Source organism: Pseudoduganella umbonata (genome assembly GCF_014192225.1).
In the GTDB taxonomy this organism is placed as follows: domain Bacteria; phylum Pseudomonadota; class Gammaproteobacteria; order Burkholderiales; family Burkholderiaceae_D; genus Rugamonas; species Rugamonas umbonata.
Genome location: NZ_JACHXS010000002.1, coordinates 526,915 through 548,827, shown reverse-complemented (window position 1 = coordinate 548,827; position 21,913 = coordinate 526,915). Strand labels below are relative to the sequence as shown.

Annotated in this window: 21 protein-coding genes; 11 read left to right on the top strand and 10 right to left on the bottom strand. The window is 64.5% G+C overall.

Annotated features, from left to right (window positions below):
- Positions 1–112 precede the first annotated feature (112 nt).
- From FHS02_RS07445 to mpl, 4 genes are read right to left on the bottom strand one after another with little or no spacing between them, the layout of a single operon-like run.
- On the bottom strand, positions 113–2,203 hold the full coding sequence (locus FHS02_RS07445) for a ribonuclease catalytic domain-containing protein (RefSeq protein WP_137314654.1): 2,091 nt from the start codon (positions 2,201–2,203) through the stop codon (positions 113–115).
- A gap of 2 nt (positions 2,204–2,205) precedes the next feature.
- Entirely contained in the window at positions 2,206–2,808 is a 603-nt protein-coding gene (locus FHS02_RS07440) for a chorismate--pyruvate lyase family protein (protein ID WP_137314655.1), read from the bottom strand.
- Positions 2,805–3,395: a YqiA/YcfP family alpha/beta fold hydrolase gene (locus tag FHS02_RS07435; protein WP_137314656.1), complete on the bottom strand. Its 591-nt coding sequence runs from the start codon at positions 3,393–3,395 to the stop codon at positions 2,805–2,807. Before FHS02_RS07435 ends, FHS02_RS07440 begins: the two co-directional genes overlap by 4 nt.
- A gap of 2 nt (positions 3,396–3,397) precedes the next feature.
- Positions 3,398–4,798, bottom strand: a complete 1,401-nt coding sequence (gene mpl / locus FHS02_RS07430) for a UDP-N-acetylmuramate:L-alanyl-gamma-D-glutamyl-meso-diaminopimelate ligase (protein WP_137314657.1) — start codon at positions 4,796–4,798, stop codon at positions 3,398–3,400.
- A gap of 89 nt (positions 4,799–4,887) precedes the next feature.
- On the opposite strand from mpl, the gene FHS02_RS07425 reads away from it, so the two are divergent.
- The 8 genes from FHS02_RS07425 to FHS02_RS07390 all read left to right on the top strand — a co-directional run bounded on the left by FHS02_RS07425 (position 4,888) and on the right by FHS02_RS07390 (position 11,923).
- Positions 4,888–5,544 carry a hypothetical protein gene (locus FHS02_RS07425; protein WP_137314658.1) on the top strand — a complete coding sequence of 219 codons (657 nt, stop codon included), beginning with the start codon at positions 4,888–4,890 and terminating at the stop codon, positions 5,542–5,544.
- The gene (locus FHS02_RS07420) at positions 5,541–6,101 is read left to right on the top strand and encodes a TlpA family protein disulfide reductase (protein ID WP_137314659.1); all 561 of its coding nucleotides are present in this window, start codon (positions 5,541–5,543) and stop codon (positions 6,099–6,101) included. The genes FHS02_RS07425 and FHS02_RS07420 overlap by 4 nt, the downstream gene beginning before the upstream one ends.
- 140 nt (positions 6,102–6,241) lie before the next feature.
- On the top strand, positions 6,242–6,679 hold the full coding sequence (gene aroQ, locus FHS02_RS07415; protein ID WP_137314660.1) for a type II 3-dehydroquinate dehydratase: 438 nt from the start codon (positions 6,242–6,244) through the stop codon (positions 6,677–6,679).
- A gap of 123 nt (positions 6,680–6,802) precedes the next feature.
- Positions 6,803–7,270, top strand: coding sequence for an acetyl-CoA carboxylase biotin carboxyl carrier protein (gene accB, locus FHS02_RS07410; protein ID WP_137314661.1), 468 nt, complete (start codon positions 6,803–6,805; stop codon positions 7,268–7,270).
- A gap of 185 nt (positions 7,271–7,455) precedes the next feature.
- A complete protein-coding gene (accC, locus tag FHS02_RS07405; RefSeq protein ID WP_137314662.1) occupies positions 7,456–8,814 on the top strand; it encodes an acetyl-CoA carboxylase biotin carboxylase subunit in 1,359 nt (452 codons plus the stop codon).
- Complete coding sequence (prmA, locus tag FHS02_RS07400; protein WP_137314663.1) at positions 8,811–9,752, top strand: 50S ribosomal protein L11 methyltransferase; 942 nt, start codon at positions 8,811–8,813, stop codon at positions 9,750–9,752. Before accC ends, prmA begins: the two co-directional genes overlap by 4 nt.
- Positions 9,753–9,763: 11 nt before the next feature.
- Entirely contained in the window at positions 9,764–10,972 is a 1,209-nt protein-coding gene (locus tag FHS02_RS07395) for a DUF3426 domain-containing protein (protein ID WP_137314664.1), read from the top strand.
- A 15-nt stretch (positions 10,973–10,987) separates the two neighbouring features.
- Positions 10,988–11,923 (top strand): carbohydrate kinase family protein, encoded by a 936-nt coding sequence (locus FHS02_RS07390; RefSeq protein ID WP_137314665.1) that lies wholly within the window; start codon positions 10,988–10,990, stop codon positions 11,921–11,923.
- A gap of 349 nt (positions 11,924–12,272) precedes the next feature.
- Here the strand turns inward: FHS02_RS07390 and FHS02_RS07385 are convergent, their stop codons facing one another.
- Both FHS02_RS07385 and FHS02_RS07380 read right to left on the bottom strand, forming a co-directional pair.
- Positions 12,273–12,782, bottom strand: coding sequence for a YggT family protein (locus FHS02_RS07385; protein ID WP_371861483.1), 510 nt, complete (start codon positions 12,780–12,782; stop codon positions 12,273–12,275).
- A 168-nt stretch (positions 12,783–12,950) separates the two neighbouring features.
- Entirely contained in the window at positions 12,951–14,132 is a 1,182-nt protein-coding gene (locus tag FHS02_RS07380) for a hypothetical protein (RefSeq protein ID WP_183444248.1), read from the bottom strand.
- A 1,085-nt stretch (positions 14,133–15,217) separates the two neighbouring features.
- Here FHS02_RS07380 and FHS02_RS07375 point away from each other — a divergent pair.
- Together FHS02_RS07375 and FHS02_RS07370 are read left to right on the top strand one after the other, a co-directional pair.
- Positions 15,218–16,024, top strand: coding sequence for a nucleotidyltransferase domain-containing protein (locus tag FHS02_RS07375; protein ID WP_175424835.1), 807 nt, complete (start codon positions 15,218–15,220; stop codon positions 16,022–16,024).
- Positions 16,025–16,090: 66 nt separating this feature from the next.
- Positions 16,091–18,202: a glycoside hydrolase family 43 protein gene (locus FHS02_RS07370; protein ID WP_137314670.1), complete on the top strand. Its 2,112-nt coding sequence runs from the start codon at positions 16,091–16,093 to the stop codon at positions 18,200–18,202.
- 130 nt (positions 18,203–18,332) lie between these two features.
- Here the strand turns inward: FHS02_RS07370 and FHS02_RS07365 are convergent, their stop codons facing one another.
- Complete coding sequence (locus tag FHS02_RS07365) at positions 18,333–18,539, bottom strand: hypothetical protein (protein WP_137314671.1); 207 nt, start codon at positions 18,537–18,539, stop codon at positions 18,333–18,335.
- Positions 18,540–19,173: 634 nt separating this feature from the next.
- On the opposite strand from FHS02_RS07365, the gene FHS02_RS07360 reads away from it, so the two are divergent.
- Positions 19,174–19,479, top strand: coding sequence for a hypothetical protein (locus tag FHS02_RS07360; RefSeq protein ID WP_137314672.1), 306 nt, complete (start codon positions 19,174–19,176; stop codon positions 19,477–19,479).
- Positions 19,480–19,571: 92 nt separating this feature from the next.
- Here the strand turns inward: FHS02_RS07360 and FHS02_RS07355 are convergent, their stop codons facing one another.
- The 3 genes from FHS02_RS07355 to FHS02_RS07345 all read right to left on the bottom strand — a co-directional run bounded on the left by FHS02_RS07355 (position 19,572) and on the right by FHS02_RS07345 (position 21,812).
- Positions 19,572–19,766 (bottom strand): hypothetical protein, encoded by a 195-nt coding sequence (locus FHS02_RS07355; protein ID WP_137314673.1) that lies wholly within the window; start codon positions 19,764–19,766, stop codon positions 19,572–19,574.
- Positions 19,763–20,185 carry a hypothetical protein gene (locus FHS02_RS07350; protein WP_137314674.1) on the bottom strand — a complete coding sequence of 141 codons (423 nt, stop codon included), beginning with the start codon at positions 20,183–20,185 and terminating at the stop codon, positions 19,763–19,765. Before FHS02_RS07350 ends, FHS02_RS07355 begins: the two co-directional genes overlap by 4 nt.
- 520 nt (positions 20,186–20,705) lie before the next feature.
- A complete protein-coding gene (locus FHS02_RS07345; protein WP_137314675.1) occupies positions 20,706–21,812 on the bottom strand; it encodes a ribonucleotide-diphosphate reductase subunit beta in 1,107 nt (368 codons plus the stop codon).
- Positions 21,813–21,913 lie beyond the last annotated feature (101 nt).

Below are 21,913 nucleotides of genomic sequence, written 5' to 3'. Positions count from 1 at the left end.
CCCGAAAAAATGTCCGACACCAGGTTCCGCCAGCGTTCGGGATCGAAAACCGGTGACAGGCTCCAGTTATTTTGAAACATTTCCTCGAAATAGGAGCCTGTCACCGGTTTTTTCAGCCGGCAGCGGGCGGGGTGGCGGCTTCGTCGGCGTCGGCGGCGTCGGCGGCCGCTTCGGCCACTTCCGCCTTCTCGTCGGCGGGCTGGTCGGGATCGGCGACCAGTTCCGGCACGGTTTCGCCGGCCAGCGTCTTGTCCGCGTCTCCTTCTTCCTCTTCTTCTTCGAAGTCGACGGCGGCCGGGGCGGCTTCCTGTATTTCCAGCAGGCGCGTCTCGATCGTCAGGTCGACTTCGTCCCAGCGGATCACGTCCAGCTTGACGGCGGCGCCGCGCGCGGCGGAAGGCATGCCGGGCAGGCGGATCACCAGCGGGATGTCGGTCAGGCGCAGTACTTCATCCTTCAGCACCACGGCGTCGACCTGGTGCTTGTTTTCCTGGCCGAGCCAGCGCAGGCACCAGTAGCGTTCCATGTTCGCCTGGAAGTCGGCATAGGCGGCATACGCGGCGTCGAACGCGGAGACGATGGCGAACAGGTTCGCATCCTTGTGCTTGAACGGTGCGACCAGCGGCGCCATCACGCCCTTCTCGGCGACGGCCAGGATCTGCCACTGGTTGACCAGGTCCGTGTAGCGGCGCAGCGGCGACGTGCTCCACGCGTACTGGTCGACACCGAGTCCCTCGTGCGGCGCGGCATGGGTCAGCATGCGCACCTGCATCTTGGCGTTCCAGCCGCCCACGCCGCGCCCCTGGCTGCGGTAGATGCCCGGCACGCCGTGGTCGTGCATCAGCTTGCCCCAGGTGCTGTTGGCGAAGATCATCATCTCGGCCACGATCTTGTCCAGCGGTGCGCCGCGCTTGCGGCGCGTGATCGTGACGACGTCGTCTTCGACATAGAAATTGAAGTCGACGCGGTTGTTCTGCTCCGGCCTCAGCCCGAACGCCTCGCGCTTGGCCATGCGGCCCGCTTCCAGGTGTTGCGCCCAGGCCCACAGCAAGGTCAGCTCGGCCTTGCGCGGATAGTCGCCCTCGCCACTCGCGAGGGTTTCTTCATTCACCACGTCGTCGAGATCGTTGTGGCGCAGGTTGTTTGCGATCGGCACCATCTCGGCGCGCGTCTCGGTCGAGATCACGGTCCAGTCGGCGGTATCGAGCGTGGCGTACAGCGACAGCGCCGGGCAGGTCTTGCCTTCGGCCAGCGTGTAGGCCTCGACCACCGAATCCGGCAGCATCGTGATCTTGTCGCCCGGCATATAGACGGTCGACAGGCGCGCACGTGCGATCTTGTCGATCGCATCGTCCGGCCGGATGGCCAGGCCCGGCGCGGCGATGTGGATGCCGATGCGCACCTTGCCGCCGTCCAGGTGGACGATCGACATCGCATCGTCGATCTCGGTCGTCGTCACATCGTCGATCGAGAACGCCTCGACCGCGGCGACCGGCAGGTTGGCCGGCGGCGGCGGCACCGCCACCTCCGGGAAGCCGTGCCCGCGCGGGAACGACTCGAACAGGAAGCGGGCCATGTGCAGGTCCTTGGCCGAGCCGATGCCGCCCACCGCCAGCATCAGGCGCGCCGGGGTGGTATGCAGTTCATTGCAGGCCGCTTCGAGCGCCTTGAATTCGATGGTGTTCTTGTCCGGCTTGAACAGCAGCTGGTGCACGATGCCGGCCATCGAAGGAGGCAGGCGGTCGGCCTTCAGCTCGTCCACGTAGCCCTGCTGGACGATGGCCTGCTGCTTCTTCTTCTCGATGCCGGCCAGCGCCGCCTTCAGGGTCTGCTCGGGCGCGGCCTTGTAGCGCCCGCGGCCCTTCTTGTGGAAGTACACCGGCGCCGTATGCAGCGCCAGGATCAGCCCCGCCGCCTCGGCGGGCAGCGGCGCATGGCCGAAGTACTCGGCGCCCAGTTCCGCGAAACCGAACTCCTCCTGGCCGGCCACCTCCCACAGGAAATCCAGGTCGACATCGGCGGCCACCGCGCGGGCCTGCTCGAGCAGCTCCTCGGGGGCCGGCTTGTCGTACTGCAGCAGCACGTCCTTGGCCTTTACCTTGGTGCGCTTGCCGCTGGCCATCTCGACCTGGTAAGCCTCGCCGGCGGTGGACAGCACTTGTCCGACCTTGAAATCGCCGGATTCTTCAAAAAAGACATTCATGTTCATCTCGAGTTGGAGGTTTTCGGCACCAGCGCCGCGACCTGGGGCAGGAACACCTCGGTCACCAGCAGCGTGCCCTGGCGCCGCCGGTACAGGCAGCGCCGTGCATACAGCAAAAGTTCATCGGGGATGGCGATCCCCTGCGCCGCCAGGGCGGCGCGCGCGCGGCGCGCCAGCGGATGGCTGCCGCGCAGCCGCGCATACTCGAGCGGGCCGCGCGCCACCATCGGGTCGCCGAACAGCGTGGTGCCCAGCGACCGTTCGCCCAGCGCGGAAAACAGCGGCCAGTCGGCGGCGTCCGCGCTCATCGGCACCACCGTGTGCGCGAACACCACGGGCGTATTATCACACCGCAGCAGCACTTCCCGTTCCCAGCAGCGGCCACGAATGTTACCCATGCGGGGCAGGCCGAGCGCACTGGCTTCGTCCGCCAGGCAGCGTGCGGGCCGCTGGCGCAGCACCTGCACCCGGAACGCATCGGCGCGGGCTTTCAGCCGGGCCGTCAGCGAACCGCCCGACGTGAGCCAGCACGCCAGCGCCGCCGGCGCGTTCACCGCCAGCACATGCCGGTACCAGTTGGCCCGGCGCAGCGAGCGTTCCCTCATCCGGCCCCGATTCCGCAGAAAGCCAGCACTTCATCCACGTAGTCCGCGAATTCGGCAATGCCATGGTCGGAACCGTCGATCACGTGCTGCCGGGCGCCCGGGTAATGCGCGACCATGGCGCGCCAGTCCAGCACTTCGTCGCCGGTGGCGGCCAGCAGGTAATAGCGTTCCGGCCGCGTGATCGCGGGTACCGCCAGCTCGCCCAGCTCGGCGATGTACTCGCGCTTGAACTCGAACGGCTCGCCACTGTGGAACATCGTCGTCATGCCCACGTATCGCTCGAGGCTTTGCAGCGGCGTGACGGCGGGATTGAGCAGCGCGGCGCGGCAGCCCAGCTGCTCGGCCATCCAGGTGGCGTAATAGCCGCCCAGCGACGAGCCGACGATGGCCAGCCGATGGGCTGGCACACCGGCCACCAGCGCCATCGCTCCTTCGATCGCCAGCTTCGGCGACGCCGGCAACTGCGGCGCCAGGTAGTCGGTGGCACGGCCCAGCTGCGCCATCCGCTCGCCCAGCAGCCGCCCCTTCATCGACAGCGGCGACGAGCGAAAGCCGTGCAGATAAAGAATCTTTACCGCAGGGATCATGCTCAGGCCTTCAGCGCCTTCAGCGCCTGCAATGCCTCGAGCAGCTTGCCGTGCACGCCGCCGAAACCGCCATTGCTCATGACGACGACGTGGTCGCCCGGCCGCGCCTGGCCGACGATGGCTTTCACCATCAGGTCGATGTCCTCGTACGCGCCGCCCTTCGAGCCCATCGGCGCCAGCGTCGTGGCCAGGCTCCAGCCCAGCGCCTTTTCGCTGCCGAAGCCGAACACGAAATCGGCGTCCTTCAGGCTGGCCGGCAGCGCATCCTTCATCGCGCCCAGCTTCATCGTGTTCGAGCGCGGCTCCAGCACGGCGAGGATGCGCGTGCCGGCCCCCAGCTTCTGGCGCAGGCCGCCCACCGTGGTGGCGATCGCGGTCGGGTGATGGGCGAAATCGTCGTAGACGGTCACCCCGTTCACCACGCCGCGCACTTCCATGCGGCGCTTGACGCTCTCGAACGCCTCCAGCGCCTTGGCCGCCTGGGCGATCGGCACGCCGACGTTGCGCGCGGCGGCGATCGCGGCCAGCGCGTTGTAGCGGTTGTGCCGGCCCGTCAGCTTCCAGTTGATCAGCGCCTCGAACTTGCCATTGAACAGCACGTCGAAGCTGCCGTCCGGATGTTCCTTCAGCGTCCAGTTGGCGCTATCGTCGCCGCCGAAGGTTTCCTTCTCGCTCCAGCAGCCGCGGCGGATCACGCGCTGCAGGGATTCCTCGTCGCCGTTGACGATGACGCGGCCGATGCCCGGCACCGTGCGCACCAGGTGGTGGAACTGGGTTTCGATGGCGCCGATATCGGGGAAGATGTCGGCGTGATCGTATTCCAGGTTGTTCAGGATCGCCGTCTTGGCGTGGTAGTGCACGAACTTGCTGCGCTTGTCGAAGAAGGCCGTGTCGTATTCGTCGGCCTCGATCACGAAGAACTCGGACTCGGCGCCGGGCGCGGCGGCCGGGCCGTGCAGGCGCGCCGAAATGCCGAAGTTCATCGGCACGCCGCCGATCAGGAAGCCCGGCGCATAGCCCGCATCCTCCAGGATCCAGGCCAGCATCGACGACGTCGTCGTCTTGCCATGCGTGCCGGCCACCGCCAGCACCCATTTATTACGCAGGATATGCTCGCCGATCCACTGCGGACCGGACACGTACGGCAGGCTGCGGTTGAGGATTTCCTCGACCAGCGGGTTGCCCCGCGATACCACGTTGCCGATCACGTACAGGTCGGGGTTCAGCTTCACCTGGTCCGCGTCGAAGCCCTGGATCAGTTCGATACCCTGGGCTTCCAGCTGGGTGCTCATCGGCGGGTAGACATTGGCGTCGCAGCCGGTCACCTTGTGGCCGGCTTCCTTGGCCAGCACCGCGAGGCCGCCCATGAAGGTGCCGCAAATGCCGAGGATGTGAATATGCATGGTGGATCGTGCTCCGTAGTGCTCCGTGGTCGAGGACGCGATTTTACCCGACGCGCTGGCTTTGGCCGGTTCAGAGTATCATTCCGGCCATGATGCCGACCCATGATGTCAACGACCAGGTAGCGCTCCTGCGCGCCGAAATCGCCGCCGCCGCGGCCAGGATGGTGGCCCAGGATGGCGCCGACTACGGCACCGCGAAACGCAAGGCGGCGCGCCGCATCCTCGGCGACGCGCAGGCCAATTCGCTGCGCGACGCGCTGCCCGACGACGCGCAGATCGAGGAAGAGGTGCGCCAGTATCACGCGCTGTTCAACGCGGCCACCCAGCCGGCGCGGCTGCTGAAGCTGCGCACCATCGCGCTGGAAGTGATGGAACGGCTGGCCGAGTACCAGCCCTTCCTGACCGGCCCGGTACTGAACGGCAGCGCCGGCGAACATGACGACATCCGCCTGCAGCTGTTCGCCGACAGCGCCAAGGAAGTGCAGATCTTCCTGCTGAATAAGAACGTCAATATAGAGATCTCGGAAAGCGAGCATTTCAAGGGACCGCGCCACGATCCGGTCGAGACCGTGAGCTTCCTGTGGCACGGCGAAGGCGTGCATGCGGAACTCTACGAACAGCACGATCTGCGCGGCGCAAGGAAGAAGAAAAACGAGCAAAAAGCCGGCGATCGCCCGGCGCGGGTCGACATCGACGAGCTGCGCCTGCTGATCGCCACCGAACATCCTGAACACGGAAACGAATGAAGACTTCCCACCTGCTGGCCTGCGCCGGCATTGCCGTCCTGTTTGGCGCCATCGGCGCCTGGGTCGGCGTCAACAAGAAAGAACCGGCACCGCCCGTCACCACCACCATCCGCCCGGAACAGGCCGCGGCCGGCAGCGCCGTCGTCGACGCCCTGCTGGCCCGCACCATGCCCGATGCCCAGGGCACGCAGCAGCCGCTGGCGCAATGGAAAGGCAGGCCGCTGCTCGTCAATTTCTGGGCCACCTGGTGCGCCCCTTGCGTGAAGGAGATGCCGGAACTGTCGGCGCTGCAGGCGAGCGGCAAGTACAAGGACCTGCAGGTGATCGGCATCGGCATCGACTCGCCCACCAACATCGCCGAATTCACGAAGAAATTCCAGATCGCCTATCCGCTGTACGTGGATGGCGTGGCGGGCACGGAACTGTCGCGCCAGTTCGGCAACGCCCAGGGCGGCTTGCCGTTTACAGTGCTGATCGGCGCGGATGGGCAGGTGAAGAAGACTTACCTGGGCCTGTTGAAGTTCGACCAGCTGCGCCAGGATCTGGCCGCGCTGTAAGTGCCGGCGCCTCCCGCCGGGACCCGATGCACCATCGCGCCGGTAACGACTCAGTTTACTGTTTGGCAAGTTCTTTTTTCTTGCCAAATAGTCGCGTCAGACGGCAAAATGCGGAACTTTCGCTGGACTAAGGTCACAACATGGCAAAACACCTGCTGCTGATGAACGGCCCCAATCTGAACCTGTTGGGTACCCGCGAGCCTGGAATCTACGGGGCGACGACACTGGCACAGGTGGAGCAGGCGGCACGGGACCAGGCCGCGGCGGCGGGCGCGCAGTTGCACGCTTTCCAGAGCAACCATGAAGGCGCGCTGATCGACCGCGTCCATGCAGCGCGTGACGAAGGGGTGGACTTCATCGTCATCAACCCCGGTGGTTATACCCACACGAGCGTGGCGCTGCGCGATGCGCTGGCCGGCGTGGCGATCCCGTTCGTCGAAGTCCATATTTCGAATATTTATCAGCGCGAAAGCTTTCGCCACCACTCATATCTCAGCGCGATTGCCAGGGGAACGATTTGCGGACTCGGCACCGACGGATACCGCTTTGCCATCGACTTTGCATTAAAAAGCAGTTAATCTACGCGATCTGCGCGCTATTTACAGCGTAGTCGCTTATGTATTCGGTCTCGATCGTATCGTCCTCGATTAACATGGCAGCCGCGCCCAATTTCACAAAACAAGATTAGACGGGAGTCTCAGATGGATCTACGCAAGCTCAAGACTTTGATTGACTTGGTTGCCGAATCGGATATTGCAGAACTCGAAGTGACCGAAGGCGAGAGCAAGGTACGCATCGTCAAGTCGTCCGCCATGCCGCAGAACCAGGTCGTGATGATGCCGCAGGGCGGCGCCCCGGCCCAGTACATGCCCGCCGCGCCCGCACCGGCCGCTGCCGCCGCACCGGCCGTGCCGGCCGCCGCCGCCGAGCCGACCGGCCACATCGTCAAGTCGCCGATGGTCGGCACCTTCTACCGCTCGAACGCACCGGGCAACGCGCCGTTCGTCGAAGTCGGCGCGACCGTGAAGGAAGGCGATACGCTGTGCATCATCGAAGCCATGAAGCTGCTGAACGAGATCGATGCCGACAAATCCGGCACGATCACCCAGGTTCTCGTCGAAAACGGCCAGCCGGTCGAATTCGGCCAGCCGCTGTTCGTCATCGGCTGATCGATCATCGCCGGCTGACGCCAGGGCTGATCATTCAAGGCTGAATGCAGGCCAAGGCCGAATGCAGGCTGATTGCAAGAACGGCCCGAAGCGTGGCCAAAGCATGACCGGGCGGTCCGCCGCCAGTTAGCTCCCTCTCCCAGGACACCCGGCAAGCCCGGGTGTTCGCAAACATAGAACAAGCCATGTTTGAAAAAATCCTCATTGCCAATCGTGGTGAAATCGCGCTGCGTATCCAGCGTGCCTGCCGCGAGATGGGCATCAAGACGGTCGTCGTGCACTCCGAAGCCGACAAGGACGCCAAATACGTCAAACTGGCCGATGAATCCGTCTGCATCGGCCCGGCCTCGTCGAGCCTGTCGTACCTGAACATGCCGGCGATTATCAGCGCGGCCGAAGTGACCGATGCCGAGGCGATCCATCCCGGCTACGGCTTCCTGTCCGAGAACGCCGACTTCGCCGAACGTGTCGAAAAATCGGGCTTCGTGTTCATCGGCCCCCGTTCCGATTCGATCCGCCTGATGGGCGACAAGGTGTCGGCCAAGCAGGCCATGATCAAGGCCGGCGTGCCCTGCGTGCCCGGTTCCGACGGCGCATTGCCGGACGATCCGAAGGCGATCGTGCAGATTGCCCGCAAGATCGGCTACCCGGTCATCATCAAGGCGGCCGGCGGCGGTGGCGGCCGCGGCATGCGCGTGGTGCATACCGAAGCAGCACTGCTCAATGCGGTGACGATGACGAAGAGCGAGGCCGGTGCCGCCTTCGGCAATCCGGAAGTCTATATGGAGAAATACCTGGAGAATCCGCGCCACGTGGAAATCCAGATTCTCGCCGACGAACACAAGAACGCCGTCTGGCTGGGCGAGCGCGACTGCTCGATGCAGCGCCGTCACCAGAAAGTGATCGAGGAAGCGCCGGCGCCCGGCATTCCACGCAAGCTGATCGAGAAGATCGGCGACCGCTGCGCCGAAGCATGCCGCAAGATCGGCTACCGCGGTGCCGGAACGTTCGAGTTCCTGTATGAAAACGGCGAGTTCTATTTCATCGAGATGAACACCCGCGTGCAGGTGGAACACCCGGTGACGGAAATGATCACCGGCATCGACATCGTGCAGGAACAGATCCGCATCGCCTGCGGCGAGCGCCTGCGCTTCCGCCAGCGCGACGTGATGCTGTCCGGTCACGCGATCGAGTGCCGCATCAACGCCGAAGACCCGTTCAAGTTCACGCCGTCGCCCGGCCGCATCACGTCGTGGCACGCGCCGGGCGGTCCTGGCGTGCGCGTCGACTCCCATTCGTATGCGGGTTACTATGTACCGCCGCACTACGATTCGATGATCGGCAAGGTGATCACCTACGGCGCGACGCGCGAGCAGGCGATCCGCCGCATGCAGATCGCGCTGTCGGAAATGGTGGTCGAGGGCATCCTCACCAACATCCCGCTGCACCGCGAGCTGATGGTCGATGCCCGCTTCATCGAAGGCGGCACCAACATCCATTACCTGGAACAGAGACTGGCGGAAATGCCGAAGGCGGGTGCATGAGCTGGAACGAAATCGTCATCGAAGTCGCCCGCGAGCATGCCGAGGCGCTGTCCGACGCGCTGATGGAAGCGGGCGCGCTGTCCGTCTCCGTCGAGGATGCGGACGAAGGCACCGAAGCGGAACAGCCGCTGTTCGGCGAGCCGGGCATGGAGCCGAAGGAAGCGGCGTGGGAACACAGCCGCGTGGTGGCCCTGGCCGACGTCGATGCCGATCACTCGTTCATCGTGGCGGCCGCGGCCCGGGCCGTCGGCCTGAAGGCGCTGCCCGCCTACACCACGCGCAGCGTGGCCGATGAAGACTGGGTGCGCCTGACGCAATCGCAGTTCGAGCCGATCCATATCGGCAAGAACATCTGGGTCGTGCCGAGCTGGCACGAGGCGCCGGATCCGTCCGCGCTGATCCTGGAGCTGGACCCGGGCCTGGCGTTCGGCACCGGCAGCCACCCGACCACGCGCCTGTGCATGGAATGGCTGGAAGCCCATCCGGCACCCGGCAAGACGGTGCTGGACTACGGCTGCGGTTCCGGCATCCTGGCGATGGTGGCACGCAAGCTGGGCGCCGCCCCGGTCGCCGGCGTCGACATCGACCCGCAGGCGATCGAGTCGGCGCGCGACAACGCCGCGCGCAACCAGGTGGCGGACATCGAATACTTCGTGCCGGAAGACTTCGCGCAATCGGCATATGCCAGCGCGCAGTTCGACATCGTCGTGGCCAACATCCTGTCGTCGCCGCTGAAACTGATGGCGCCGATGCTGTCCGGCCGCGTGGCCGATGGCGGCGCGCTGGTGCTGTCCGGCGTGCTGGCACGCCAGGCGGAAGAAGTGGCGGCCGCGTACGCGCCGTTCATCCAGCTGTCCGTGTGGGCCGAGCACGAGGGCTGGGTTGCCCTGTACGGGCGCAAGGGCGCCGAGAGCGCTCCCCCATCACGCCAAGGGTAACGGCTCGACGCATGGCGCTCGCCACGAAATGCCCCCACTGCCATACCGTGTTCCGGGTCGCCCTGGACCAGTTGAAGCTGCGTGGGGGCATCGTGCGTTGTGGGGCCTGTAACGAGATCTTCGACGGCAATGCGGCGCTCGTGGAGCCCGCGGCGCCGTTTGCCGTGACGCCGGTGGCGGCTGTGGCACCTGTCGCTCCTGCCGCTCCCGCCACGCCGAAGCTGGACCTGGAACTGGACCTCGATGACGTGGCGGTCCAGGTAAGGGAAGCCGAGCCCGCACCGGCGGCGGAGCCGGCGCCTGAACCTGCACCGGAACCTGCACCGGAACCTGAACTTGCACCGGAACCGGAACCTGAGCACGGGCCGGAACCCGAGCCGGCGCCCGAGCCGGCATTGGCCGACAGCCACCGCCGCGAACCCGCGTTCGACATGCCGTCCGAGCACATCGTGGCGGTCGCGCTGGATGACCTGCACCATTTCGACGACGAACCCGCACCGGTCGCCCCGCCCCCGGCGCCGAAGGACACCTCCAGCGATGGAGCCAGCAACGTGGACAGCGATGCGGCCAACGAGGCCGCCGACCGCGCGTCCGACGATGCCGCCGCGGCCGACCTGCTGGCGGCCGCGCCGGAAAGTGCGCTGCTGGCCGCCGGTGCCGGTGGCGCCGCTGCCCTGCCCGATGACGCCGACGGGTACGAAGAAGAGCCCGAATTCGTCCGCCAGGCGGCGCGCCGCGAGCGCTCGCGCCACCTGGCACGCCTGGCGATGATGGCCGGCATCCCGCTGCTCGCATTCGCGCTGCTTGGCCAGGGCGTCTACTCCTTGCGCAATCGGCTTGCCGCCGACTACCCCGCGCTGAAACCGGCACTGCAGGCGCTGTGCGGCCCGCTGGGCTGCACGGTCGAGCTGCCGCGCCAGATCGATGCGCTGGCGATCGAACAGGGCGAGCTGCAGACGCTCGCCCCCAATACGTTCAGCTTCGCCACCGTGCTGCGCAACCAGTCGCGCTCGGTGCAGGCCTGGCCGCACATCGAACTGGTGCTGAACGACGCGGCCGACAAACCCGTGCTGCGCCGCGTCTTCGCGCCGCGCGACTACCTGGGCAAGAGTGCCATGGCGCAGGGCTTCCGGCCACGCAGCGAGCAGGCCGTCAAACTGTATTTCGAGCTGGACCGGCTACGCGCCTCCGGCTACCACATCGCCATTTTCTACCCCTGAACGGATTTCTCATCCATGAACCAGACATCCCTGATCTGTGGCTCGCTCGCCATCGACATCATCATGCAATACGAGGGCCGCTTCGGCGACACGCTGCTGGCCGACCAGCTGCACAAGGTGAACGTGTCGTTCCTGGTGCCGACGATGCGCACCGAGTTCGGCGGCTGCTCCGGCAACATCGCCTACAACCTGAAGCTGCTCGGCGGCGATCCCCGCATCGTCGGCGTGATGGGCCAGGACTGCGCGGCCTACCTGGAGCGCCTGCAAACGCTCGGCATCAGCACGCAGAACATCCTGATCAAGAAGGATGCGTACAACGCGCAGTGCTTCGTCACGGCCGACTCCGATAACAACCAGATCAATGCGTTCCACCCGGGCGCCATGTCGTTCGCGCACGAGAACGACATCGAAGCGGCCGGCCCGGCCCGCATTGCGATCATCTCGCCGGACGGCCACCTGGGCATGCTGAAGCACGCCGAAGACCTGGCGCGCCTGGGCATTCCGTTCGTCTTCGACCCGGGCCAGCAACTGCCGATGTTCACGCCCGAGCAGCTGGTCAAGTTCATCGACCAGGCCACCTACGTGACCTGCAACGACTACGAGATCGAGCTGCTGATGGACCGCACCGGCCTGGCGCTGGAGGACATCGCGGCGCGCGTGGAAGCGCTGATCGTCACGCGCGGCGAAAAAGGTTCGGAGATCTACACTGCCGGCCAGCGCATCGACATCCCGGCCGTGGAAGCGGCCGTGCTGGACCCGACCGGCTGCGGCGACGCCTACCGCGCCGGCCTGCTGTACGGCCTGTCGCACGACCTGGGCTGGGAAACCACCGGCCGGCTGGCCAGCCTGCTGGGCGCGATCAAGATCGCCCACAAGGGCGCCCAGAATCACCTGTTTACGCGCGAAGAGATCGGCGACCGGTTCGAGCAGGCGTTCGGGTACCGGTTCTAGCGCTTGCCGATGGCGGTTGCGCTACAGGGGTCTGTCCCCGGTTAGTGCTAGCTTTAACGGTTGCCGATAGCGTCTTCAGGGGACTGGAGGGAGAGATGGCATGCATGCCATCTCCGTTTCGCAGGCGGGAGCAATGCTCCCGAAACCCCTGCTCCACCCCCGGTTTTGCGGGCGCTGTCGAAACGCTGGCGAAAAACCGGGGTCAGTCCCCTCGCAACGACTCTGGCAAGGTCGAAAGCTCCCACTTACCGGGGACAGACCCCAGCGCCTCACCGCCATCTGGACATCGAGCTTTACCCCAAAAACAAAAGGCGCCATCGGCGCCTTTTTTCATTGGCTCCCCAGAGCCTCACCGGAACAGCATGTCCAGCACCAGCTGCGCGATCTGCAGCAGCACCAGCGCCACCAGCAGCGACAGGTCGAGGTTCCCCACCAGCGGCACCACGCGGCGCACCGGCTTGAGGATCGGCTCGTTCAGCGCGCGCACGAACGGCGCCAGCGGCGCGTGCGGGTTGACCCAGCTGAAGATCGCCTCGATCACCAGCAGGATCATGAAACCGTACAGTATCCACTGCAGGAAGCGGTGCAGCGCCATCAGCATGATGAGGTCGAACGGGTAGCCGGCAAACCAGCGCACCGACGTGGCCAGCACCACGATCAGGAACGCGCCGAGCAGGCTTGCCCAGTCGTAGCCACCCACGCCGGGCACCAGGCGGCGCATCGGCCGTACCAGCCAGTCGGACAACTGAAACGTAAATTGCGCCACCGACGATGGCGGGCGCACGCGTGTCGCCTGCATCCAGAACCGCAGCAGCAGCACCCCGCCGAGCAGGACGGCAACGGTATCGACGATCAGCATCACAATACTAAGCACGAGCATTCTCCATAAAAAAACCGCTGTGCGATTGTCTCACACAGCGGTATTCGCGCCCATCAGGCCGCTAATCGGATCGCCGATCCGGATCGACGGCCACGATCGACGGCCGGGCGGGCGGCCGGCATGACGCCGGATCTCGCCCATCGCCGCTCAGGAAGGACGGGTGCTGGTCGGGAACGGCCATGCGGCCGCCGGTGCCAGCGTGGTCTTCGCCGATGGCGCGGAAGCGGCGGCCGGAGCCGCTGCCGGTGCTGCCGCCGGCGTATCCTTCTTCGCTGCCGAATCCTTCTTCGCTGCCGCCTTCTTCGGCGCAGCGGCTTTCTTCGCTACTGGTTGTTCCGCGGGCTTGTCGGCCGTAGTCGCTGCCGGGGCGGTGGCCGGCGCGGCCTCAGGCTTTTTTGCTGCGGCCTTTTTCGCTGCTGGCTTCGCTGCTGCCTTGGTGGCGGCCGGAGCTGCCGGCTTGGCGGCTGCGGTCTTCGTCGCGGCGGCCTTGGCGGCCGGCTTGGCGGCGGCGGACTTGGTTGCCGCGCCCTTCGCTGCCGGCTTGGCGGCGGCGGACTTGGTTGCCGCGCCCTTCGCTGCCGGCTTGGCTGCCGGCTTGGCGGCGGCCTTGGTGGCTACCGCCTTTTTCGCCGCAGGCTTGGCTACCGCCTTGGCGGCGGGGGTCTTGGTGGCGGCCTTCTTCGCCGCAGGCTTGGCTGCTGGCTTGGCTGCTGGCTTGGCGGCGGCTTTCTTGGCTGCCGGCTTGGCGGCGGCGGTCTTGGTCGCGGCCTTCTTCGCTGCAGGCTTGGCTGCTGGCTTGGCGGCAGCGGTCTTGCCAGCGGCTTTCTTGGCTGCCGGCTTGGCGGCGGCGGTCTTGGTCGCGGCCTTCTTCGCTGCAGGCTTGGCTGCCGGCTTGGCGGCAGCGGTCTTGCTGGCGGCTTTCTTGGCTGCCGGCTTGGCGGCGGCCTTGGTTGCCGACTTCTTCGCTGCCGGCTTGGCGGCTGCCGTCGTCGACTTCTTCGCTGCCGTCGACTTCGCTGCCGTGGACTTGGCGGCGGTGGACTTGGTTGCGGTGGACTTGGTTGCGGTGGTCGACTTCTTCGCTGCGGCCGGCTTTGCCGCTGCCGTGGTCTTCTTCGCCGCGGCAGGCTTCGCAGCCGCCGTGGTCTTCTTCGCTGCAGCAGGTTTTGCCGCGGCCGTGGTCTTCTTCGCCGCAGCAGGCTTGGCAGCCGCGGTGGTTTTCTTCGCAGCGGCGGCCGGCTTGGCGGTCGCGGCTTTCTTGGCAGGAGCGGCAGCGGCCTTGGTGGCGGCTGGCTTCTTCGTATCGGTCTTCTTGGTGGCGGTAGCCATTTTATTTCTCCTTCATCCGGGATGAAAATACGCACATAGTTGAAACCCGTCCGGCATACCCGTCGGCATGGCGGGCGAATTATTCATCGGCACAAGCATTTCGATGTTTGCGCTAATGAATTCGGCACCCGGCTGAACTGCTGCAGCTCCTCACGACTGCAGCACTTCAGCCATTCGATCGACGCCACCGCCAGGTACCCTGTACTTCATACCCTGCTTCGTGCCTCATGCACGGGCGCGCGGCGCCGGTCTCAAAATTCTTGTTCTTCGTGTCTCCGGTTCGGGCGTGCACCCAGCTCCGAACCTTTGCCCTGCTCACACCGTGTCCTGGTCCTCAAAGAAAAAACCGCCCGGCCTGACTAAGTTCAGGCGAGGCGGCCTACCAGTTAACCGTGTGGTCGTCGTGCATATCTGTGCGAACTTTTGTCCTGTTGTTCTTGATTGCGTTCTTGGCTTCGTTCTTGGCTTCGTTCTTGGCTTCGTTCTTGGCTTCGTTCTTGGCTTCGTTCTTGGCTTCGTTCTTGGCTTTTTGCGGGAATCGCTCGCTCTAAAAAGAGTGCTTGCAAATACCCTTGTTTTCAAGCTCGTAAAGTACACGAAAACCTTTGTGATGTGCAACCGGCACGCATGCTTTTCGCGCTCTTTTTTTACTGGGCTGCGCGAGGTAGCGCACATAGCCGAGCGCCCCGCATGCGCCGCACACCATCGCCCGGCGTCGGCACACGATGATCGTCACGTCACACCGCTTCGCATAACGCCTTTACCTAAAGGCTCTATGCGAAGCGGCGCGACATCGGCACATGCATGAGCCGGCATGCATGCGAGGCGCGATCGCGTCGCCGCGATCGCGCGGCATGGATGACGCCGCACGAAAAAAAAGTGCGCGCCAATGCACACGCGATGGCACGCCCCATCCCTAAAGACCCATACGGCAGCGGTATCGCGCCGTTCTGGCGACGGTGCGAGGGCAGCATGAAGGCGGCAAGAAGGCGGCCTGCACGCTGCGCATGCCGGGCCCGAAGGCGGCGTTCGCCGACGCGCGGCGGACCGGCTACACTGCCCCTTCACATATCGAAAGACGAACCATGCATATCGACGCCGCACGCCATCTCGTGACCCACGCACTGCTGCCGCGCTGGCCCGACGCCAGAGTGGCGATCATCGGCGGCTCGATCGCGCGCGGCGAAGCCACGCCCACTTCCGACATCGACCTGCTGCTGATATTCGACCGCGTCGACCAGGCATGGCGCGACACGCTGAAGGTGGGCACGCAAACGGTCGAGCTGTTCGGCCACGATCCCGCCACGTTCGACTACTTCTGCCGCGAGATCGACCGGCCCGCCGGCCGCATGCCGCTGGCGAACATGGCGATCGATGGCGTGAGCGTGCTGCCGGACGTGCCGCCCTATCGCGCCGCGACGGCGTGGCTGCGCACTCATGCGCAGCAGCTGATCGATGACGGGCCGGCGCCGCTGACGCCGGCGATGCTGGCCAGCCGCCGCTACGAGATCACGACGCTGCTCGAAGACCTGATCGATGGCAGCGAACCTGGCGAAACGCTGGCCACCGCGGTCAAGCTGTACGACTCGCTGGCCCAGTTCGCGCTGCGCGCAGCCGGTGCCTGGACCGGTGTCGGCAAGCACCTGGCGCGCCGGCTGCGCGCCACCGATCCCCGCCTGGCCGCCGATCTCCTTGCCGCGATGAACGCGATCGCGTCCGCGCCAGCCACCGGCAAGGCGCTGTTCGACACGGCGGTGCGGCGCACGCTGGCCCCCCATGGCGGCTTGCTGCTGGAAGGCTTCGGGGCACCGGCGCCGGCGGCATGGCGCAGCGAAGGGATCGCTTTCCCTGCTTCGCCAGGCGATATTCAACTTCATATGGATGAGCGCTAAAAATTGATTGGCTCCAGGCTGCCCATGCGGTTATGTTGGGGGCCCCGCCATTCACAGGATACTGCCATGCCGACACTCCTCTCGCTGCGGCTCGCCGCGGCGCTGGCCCTGTCTTCCACCCTGCTCGCCGCGCCCGCCATGGCCCAGCACGAAGCGCGCCCAGTGCAGGGCCTGTCGACGAAGACCTGGACGCCGGACAACGGCAACGGCACCTTCACGAACCCGCTGTTCTACGACGAGTTCTCCGACCCGGACATGATCCGCGTCGGCGACTACTTCTACCTGACCGGCACCACGATGCACGCGATGCCCGGCCTGCCGGTGCTGCGCTCGAAGGACCTGGTGAACTGGGAGTTCATGAGCTACGCATCGCCGAAGCTCGACCTCGGCCCGCAGTTCCGGCTCGAGGACGGCAAGACGATCTATGGCCAGGGCATCTGGGCGCCCAGTTTCCGCTTCCACGACGGCACCTTCTACATCTTCACCAACATCAACAAACGCGGTACGCAGGTCTTCACGGCGACCGACCCGAAGGGGCCCTGGACGCACCGCGAAATGAAGCGCAGCCTGCACGACCTGTCGGTGCTGTTCGACGACGACGGCAAGGTCTACGTGGTGTGGGACCACCAGGAAATGAAGATGGCCCAGCTCAACGCCGACCTGACCGACGTGGTGCCCGGCACCGAAAAGGTCATCTTCGCGAAGGACCAGGGCATGGGCGAAGGCGCCCACCTGCTGAAGATCGACGGCAAGTACTACATCCTCAGCGCGAACTACGCCGGCGGCTTCCGCATGCCGGCCGCGCGTGCCGACCACCCGTTCGGCCCATGGGAGGTGAACTGGTCCATCAGCACCAACGAGGGCTTCGGCCTGGCCCAGGGCAACCGGCTGAAGAAGAACACGCCGCCCTTCGAAGTCGCGGCGGGCGATCCGAAGCGGCACGACGCCACTGCCATCCACCAGGGCGGCATCATTCTCACGCCGGCCGGCGAATGGTGGGGATACTCGATGATGGACTACAACTCGGTGGGCCGCCTGCTGTCGCTGTCGCCGGTGACGTGGAAGGATGGCTGGCCGTATTTCGGCCTGCCGGGCAACCTGGGCCGCAATCCGCGCACCTGGGTCAAGCCGAAGACGGTCGAGCCGAAGACGGCCGGGCCGCAACCGGCGGCTGAAGAAATTCGCGTCCCCTTCGAACGCAGCGACGATTTCAGCGGCGCGGCCCTGAAACCGGTCTGGCAGTGGAACCACGTGCCGGTCGACGGCAAGTGGTCGCTGGCCGAGCGGCCGGGCTACCTGCGGCTGCATGCGCTGCCGGCGAAGTCGTTCTGGGAAGCGAAGAACAGCCTGACCCAGCGCGCCATCGGGCCGAAGTCGTCGCCGACTGTCGCGCTGGACGTCACAGGGCTGAAGGAAGGCGACGTGGCCGGCCTGGCCCTGCTGAACCTGCCCTATGCGACCCTGGGCGTGGAGAAGACCGCCGGCGGCCTGTCGATCGCCCTGTTCGACCAGGCGAGAAATGCGGCGAAGCGGGTGCCGGTCAAGCTCGATGCCGGTGCCGCGCGCGTCTGGCTGCGCGCCGACGCCGACTTCCTGACGGAGAAGGCGCGCTTCTCGTACTCCGTCGACGGCAGGCACTTCGTGCCGCTCGGCGACGAGTTCACGATGGTCTTCCAGCTGGTGACGTTCCAGGGCGTGCGCTATGCCCTCTTCAACTACAACACCGCGGGCACCGAGGGCGGCGTGGCCGACTTCGACAGCATCGACGTCTACCAGCCCTACCCGCACGGCCTGATGCGGGCCATCCCGGTCGGGAAATCGATCACGCTGACCTCTTTTGGTGCAAAGACGGGACTGCATGCCGGCGGCGGCCGCTTATCAAGCGGCGCGCCTTCCCGGTTCGCCGTGCAGGACATGAAGCTGGGCCGGGTGGCACTGCGGGCCGGCAGGCAGTACCTGACGGTGAATGCGGATGGTGCCGTGTCGCTGGCGGATGGCGTGCCGGGCGAGGCGCAGAGCTTCCAGTGGATCGAGACGCCGACGGGAGAGCTGGTGCTGATGTCGATCGCGAACAACCGCTTCCTGCGGGTGGATGCGGCGTCGCGGCGGATCGCGGTGGACAGCCCGGGGCCGCTGACGGAAAGCGGGGATGGGACGCGGTTTATCTGGGCACGGTGAACTGGCGATCGTCTGGCGTTCTTTGCTAAACATGTCTTCTTCACTTCTACCTCCGCAGCGGGTTACGTAGACGGCTGCCCATCACAACGGCCCGAGCAGCTAATCTGTTCGATCCGTGAGCAGTTCCCCATCAAGAAGTCTGGTTGACCAGAAGCGTAGTGTCGAAGACAATATTTTCGTGGTCTGGTGCCTCAAGCAGATTCCCATTGCCGAGCAGATTATGAAATTTACCCGACAGCACTGGACGACGAAACCTCTCCGGAACGCGCAAAATTTCGACAGCGTTCGGCATCGGGAATTGGAAGAGAAGATCAGGCGCATAGTTCGCGAGTTCCACGCGTGCCCATTGAATGGAACCGACTACGTAACTTACGCAATGAAGGAACGAGTACGTCGAGTTGGAAAGCCGGATTTAGAGGTTCCGTTTTATGTAGGGCAGACCGGTGATCTTGGGAAACGCTCACTACAACACTTCAAATGTGGAGGTCAGCCCACGAAGGATACTGCGAGCGTGTACTGGCGAATGTACCAGATTATGCGTGACTATAGAATTCCTGTTTTTGAAATTCTGGAACGAACCCAAACTCTCTCAGCTTCGCTGCTATCCGAGTCCAAGTGGGTGCACAAGTTTATTGGCGATGGTTTCCAGATCTATAACCAATGGGATGAACATCGGCCTGGAAAATTTTCAGGAAGCGTGCCTGCTAAAAGACTATGGGGCGCTACATTGCGTCAGGCACTCATGGATAACCTTCGACTGTCGGTAGCATGCCCCAAATGTGGATTCCAATTGGAGCTTCCGCTTGAAAGCATCGCAACAGTGGCACCACTGGATATCCAGCTTTTGGAGCTGCGCAAGACTTTTCGATGCCCGCGATGCGACGAAACGGCTTGTCTTAGGCTCGCATCATATGCGGAGGGCAAGTAGCCGATGACTGCGTTCACAGAATGATTGGCAGTCAGCGTCAGCCGTGCGCGTGTGGCTACGCGCCGATGCCGACTTCCTGACCGAGAAGGCGCGCTTCTCGTACTCCGTGGTGGCACTGCGGGCCGGCAGGCAGTACCTGACGGTGGATGCGAACGGCGCCGTGTCGCTGGCCGATGGCGCACCGGGCGAGGCGCAGAGCTTCCAGTGGACCGAGACGCCGACCGGGGAGCTGGTGCTGATGTCGATTGCGAACAACCGCTTCCTGCGGGTGGATCCGGCGTCGCGGCGGATCGCGGTGGACAGCCAGGGGTCACTGACGGAAAGCGCGGATGGGACGCGGTTTATCTGAGCCCAGTGAGCCCACGATCGCCCGGCGCGTAAACAAGGAACGCCAACCTGTCGGGTTGGCGTTTTCTATTTGGGCTCTGCATTGGCGAAGCTTTATGTGCCGCCGCCCTCATTTTTTGTTTCACAGCGCTGCAAGGCGCGGCGCAGGCGCCAGTTATCGGCGATCGTACCTGTCAGCGCCACGAGAACGAGTACATCGAGCGCATCCGGCCCCAGGAAATGCCAGAAGGCCCATGCAACCGATGCGCTCGCCAGCGCGACGGCGAGCAGCAGGACGTGGTCTTTCATCGCTGTGCCGCGGCTTGGCGGTACATGTTACGACCTGGAGCATTCTTATATGTACCTGGCCAGCGCTGCAGACTGGAACGAAGCCACGGCCGGTCAAGGTGGTTCTGGTGGGCCAGCATCATGACGTCTGCCAGCGACGTGCCGCGCCCGAGTACCCGGCCAGTAGCGACCGCGATACTGCCGATCACTGCACCAACGTAAAATGCGGCGGACAGTGCTCCCACAACAGTCAGCTTTTCCAGACGCGTTCCCGCGACGATGAGATCCCTGACGGTGACCTTTCGTCCAAACTTGTCGAGTTGCCCAAGAAGCACTGCGGCGCTGGCGACGGCTGTTTGAAGCGTTCCATAGAGCGATTCCGGCGCTGGCAGCCCAAGCGCATCCATGTTTTCCTTAAAGTAGCGATAGAAGTCCGACATGTTCTCTCCTTGGTAAGTAACGTCTGGTGAGCGTATCGCTGGGAATGATTGGCAATTTGCGCTGCGACAGCCCTGCCTTTGTTATGTACTTGGTGAGAGGCGCTGGCGGCGGAGTTGTCCATCCGATGCCGATGGGGAGCGGATGATCGCAGGACCGCTTCCAGGAATCCGCGTTCCATCGACGCGAACCCCTGATCAGCCTGCAATACGCCGTGCGCGACATCGACAGACAGTGTGCTTCCCCGCGAAAGGCCATAGCGGAGATTTTCGCTACTCCCCTGCTTTTTTCGGCTCTTTGCCGATGCTTTGCGCTTTCAAGGTTGTTTGAAGAAGCCGCGCAGCAGAAAGCAGCGTATTCCAGTGTGAGCCAGCAGCGAATCGCAGCGCATCGTTTGCGTGACTGGCGATTACCGAGACCTTGCAAACCGCTTCTCCCCGGCGCAGTTCGCGCTGCCCATCAATGCAAAAGGCCCGTCTCTCGACAGGCCTTCATTTGAAACGTATTACTTGAAGCTGGACATCAATCCCAGTTCAGCGCCCCACCCGTCTGGTACTCGGTCACGCGCGTCTCGAAGAAGTTGCGTTCCTTCTTCAGGTCGATCATCTCGCTCATCCACGGGAACGGGTTCTCGTCCTGGTCGAACATCGGCTCCAGGCCGATCTGCACGGCGCGGCGGTTGGCGATGAAGCGCAGGTAGCCCTTGAACATGGCCGCGTTCAGGCCCAGCACGCCGCGCGGCATGGTGTCTTCGGCGTAGCGGTACTCCAGTTCCACGGCTTCCTGGAACAGCGCCTTGATCTCGTCGCGGAACTGCGGCGTCCACAGCAGCGGGTTTTCCAGCTTGATCGTGTTGATCAGGTCGATGCCGAAATTGCAGTGCATCGATTCGTCGCGCAGGATGTACTGGTACTGCTCGGCGGCACCGGTCATCTTGTTCTGGCGGCCCAGCGCCAGGATCTGCGTGAAGCCCACGTAGAAGAACAGGCCTTCCATCAGGCAGGCGAACACGATCAGCGATTTCAGCAGCTTCTGGTCGTTTTCGATCGTGCCGGTGGTGAAGGCCGGGTCGGTCAGCGTGTCGATGAACGGGATCAGGAACTGGTCCTTGTCGCGGATCGACTTCACTTCGTTGTAGGCGTTGAAGATTTCCTGCTCATCCAGGCCCAGCGACTCCACGATGTACTGGTAGGCGTGCGTGTGGATCGCTTCCTCGAACGCCTGGCGCAGCAGGTACTGGCGGCATTCCGGCGCCGTGATGTGGCGGTAGGTGCCCAGCACGATGTTGTTGGCGGCCAGCGAGTCGGCCGTCACGAAGAAGCCCAGGTTGCGCTTGACCAGTCGGCGCTCGTCTTCGGACAGGCCGTTCGGGTTCTTCCACAGCTCGATATCGCGCTGCATGTTCACTTCCTGGGGCATCCAGTGGTTGGCGCAGCCGGCCAGGTACTTGTCCCAGGCCCACTTGTACTTGAACGGCACCAGCTGGTTGACGTCCGTCTTGCCATTGATGATGCGCTTGTCGTCGGCGTTGACGCGATGCGAGATCTGCTCGGCGGTGGTTTCCGGCTCGGCGGCGATGGCGCCCGCTGCGGCGACGGGCTTGGCCACGTCATCTTCCCAGTTCAACATATTGTTCTTCCTTTGATCGGTAACGGGACCGCCGCCATGTTCAGGCGGCCCCTGTCTATATTAGATGGCGACTCGGCAGCGCAGGGGCAAGGGGCTCCTGC

Bases quoted from the DNA above. Each gene is read 5' to 3' on its own strand.
- FHS02_RS07445 (WP_137314654.1), bottom strand. From the start codon at position 2,203: ATGAATGTCTTTTTTGAAGAATCCGGCGATTTCAAGGTCGGACAAGTG.
- FHS02_RS07440 (WP_137314655.1), bottom strand. From the start codon at position 2,808: ATGAGGGAACGCTCGCTGCGCCGGGCCAACTGGTACCGGCATGTGCTG.
- FHS02_RS07435 (WP_137314656.1), bottom strand. From the start codon at position 3,395: ATGATCCCTGCGGTAAAGATTCTTTATCTGCACGGCTTTCGCTCGTCG.
- mpl (WP_137314657.1), bottom strand. From the start codon at position 4,798: ATGCATATTCACATCCTCGGCATTTGCGGCACCTTCATGGGCGGCCTC.
- FHS02_RS07425 (WP_137314658.1), top strand. From the start codon at position 4,888: ATGATGCCGACCCATGATGTCAACGACCAGGTAGCGCTCCTGCGCGCC.
- FHS02_RS07420 (WP_137314659.1), top strand. From the start codon at position 5,541: ATGAAGACTTCCCACCTGCTGGCCTGCGCCGGCATTGCCGTCCTGTTT.
- aroQ (WP_137314660.1), top strand. From the start codon at position 6,242: ATGGCAAAACACCTGCTGCTGATGAACGGCCCCAATCTGAACCTGTTG.
- accB (WP_137314661.1), top strand. From the start codon at position 6,803: ATGGATCTACGCAAGCTCAAGACTTTGATTGACTTGGTTGCCGAATCG.
- accC (WP_137314662.1), top strand. From the start codon at position 7,456: ATGTTTGAAAAAATCCTCATTGCCAATCGTGGTGAAATCGCGCTGCGT.
- prmA (WP_137314663.1), top strand. From the start codon at position 8,811: ATGAGCTGGAACGAAATCGTCATCGAAGTCGCCCGCGAGCATGCCGAG.
- FHS02_RS07395 (WP_137314664.1), top strand. From the start codon at position 9,764: ATGGCGCTCGCCACGAAATGCCCCCACTGCCATACCGTGTTCCGGGTC.
- FHS02_RS07390 (WP_137314665.1), top strand. From the start codon at position 10,988: ATGAACCAGACATCCCTGATCTGTGGCTCGCTCGCCATCGACATCATC.
- FHS02_RS07385 (WP_371861483.1), bottom strand. From the start codon at position 12,782: ATGCTGATCGTCGATACCGTTGCCGTCCTGCTCGGCGGGGTGCTGCTG.
- FHS02_RS07380 (WP_183444248.1), bottom strand. From the start codon at position 14,132: ATGGCTACCGCCACCAAGAAGACCGATACGAAGAAGCCAGCCGCCACC.
- FHS02_RS07375 (WP_175424835.1), top strand. From the start codon at position 15,218: ATGCATATCGACGCCGCACGCCATCTCGTGACCCACGCACTGCTGCCG.
- FHS02_RS07370 (WP_137314670.1), top strand. From the start codon at position 16,091: ATGCCGACACTCCTCTCGCTGCGGCTCGCCGCGGCGCTGGCCCTGTCT.
- FHS02_RS07355 (WP_137314673.1), bottom strand. From the start codon at position 19,766: ATGAAAGACCACGTCCTGCTGCTCGCCGTCGCGCTGGCGAGCGCATCG.
- FHS02_RS07350 (WP_137314674.1), bottom strand. From the start codon at position 20,185: ATGTCGGACTTCTATCGCTACTTTAAGGAAAACATGGATGCGCTTGGG.
- FHS02_RS07345 (WP_137314675.1), bottom strand. From the start codon at position 21,812: ATGTTGAACTGGGAAGATGACGTGGCCAAGCCCGTCGCCGCAGCGGGC.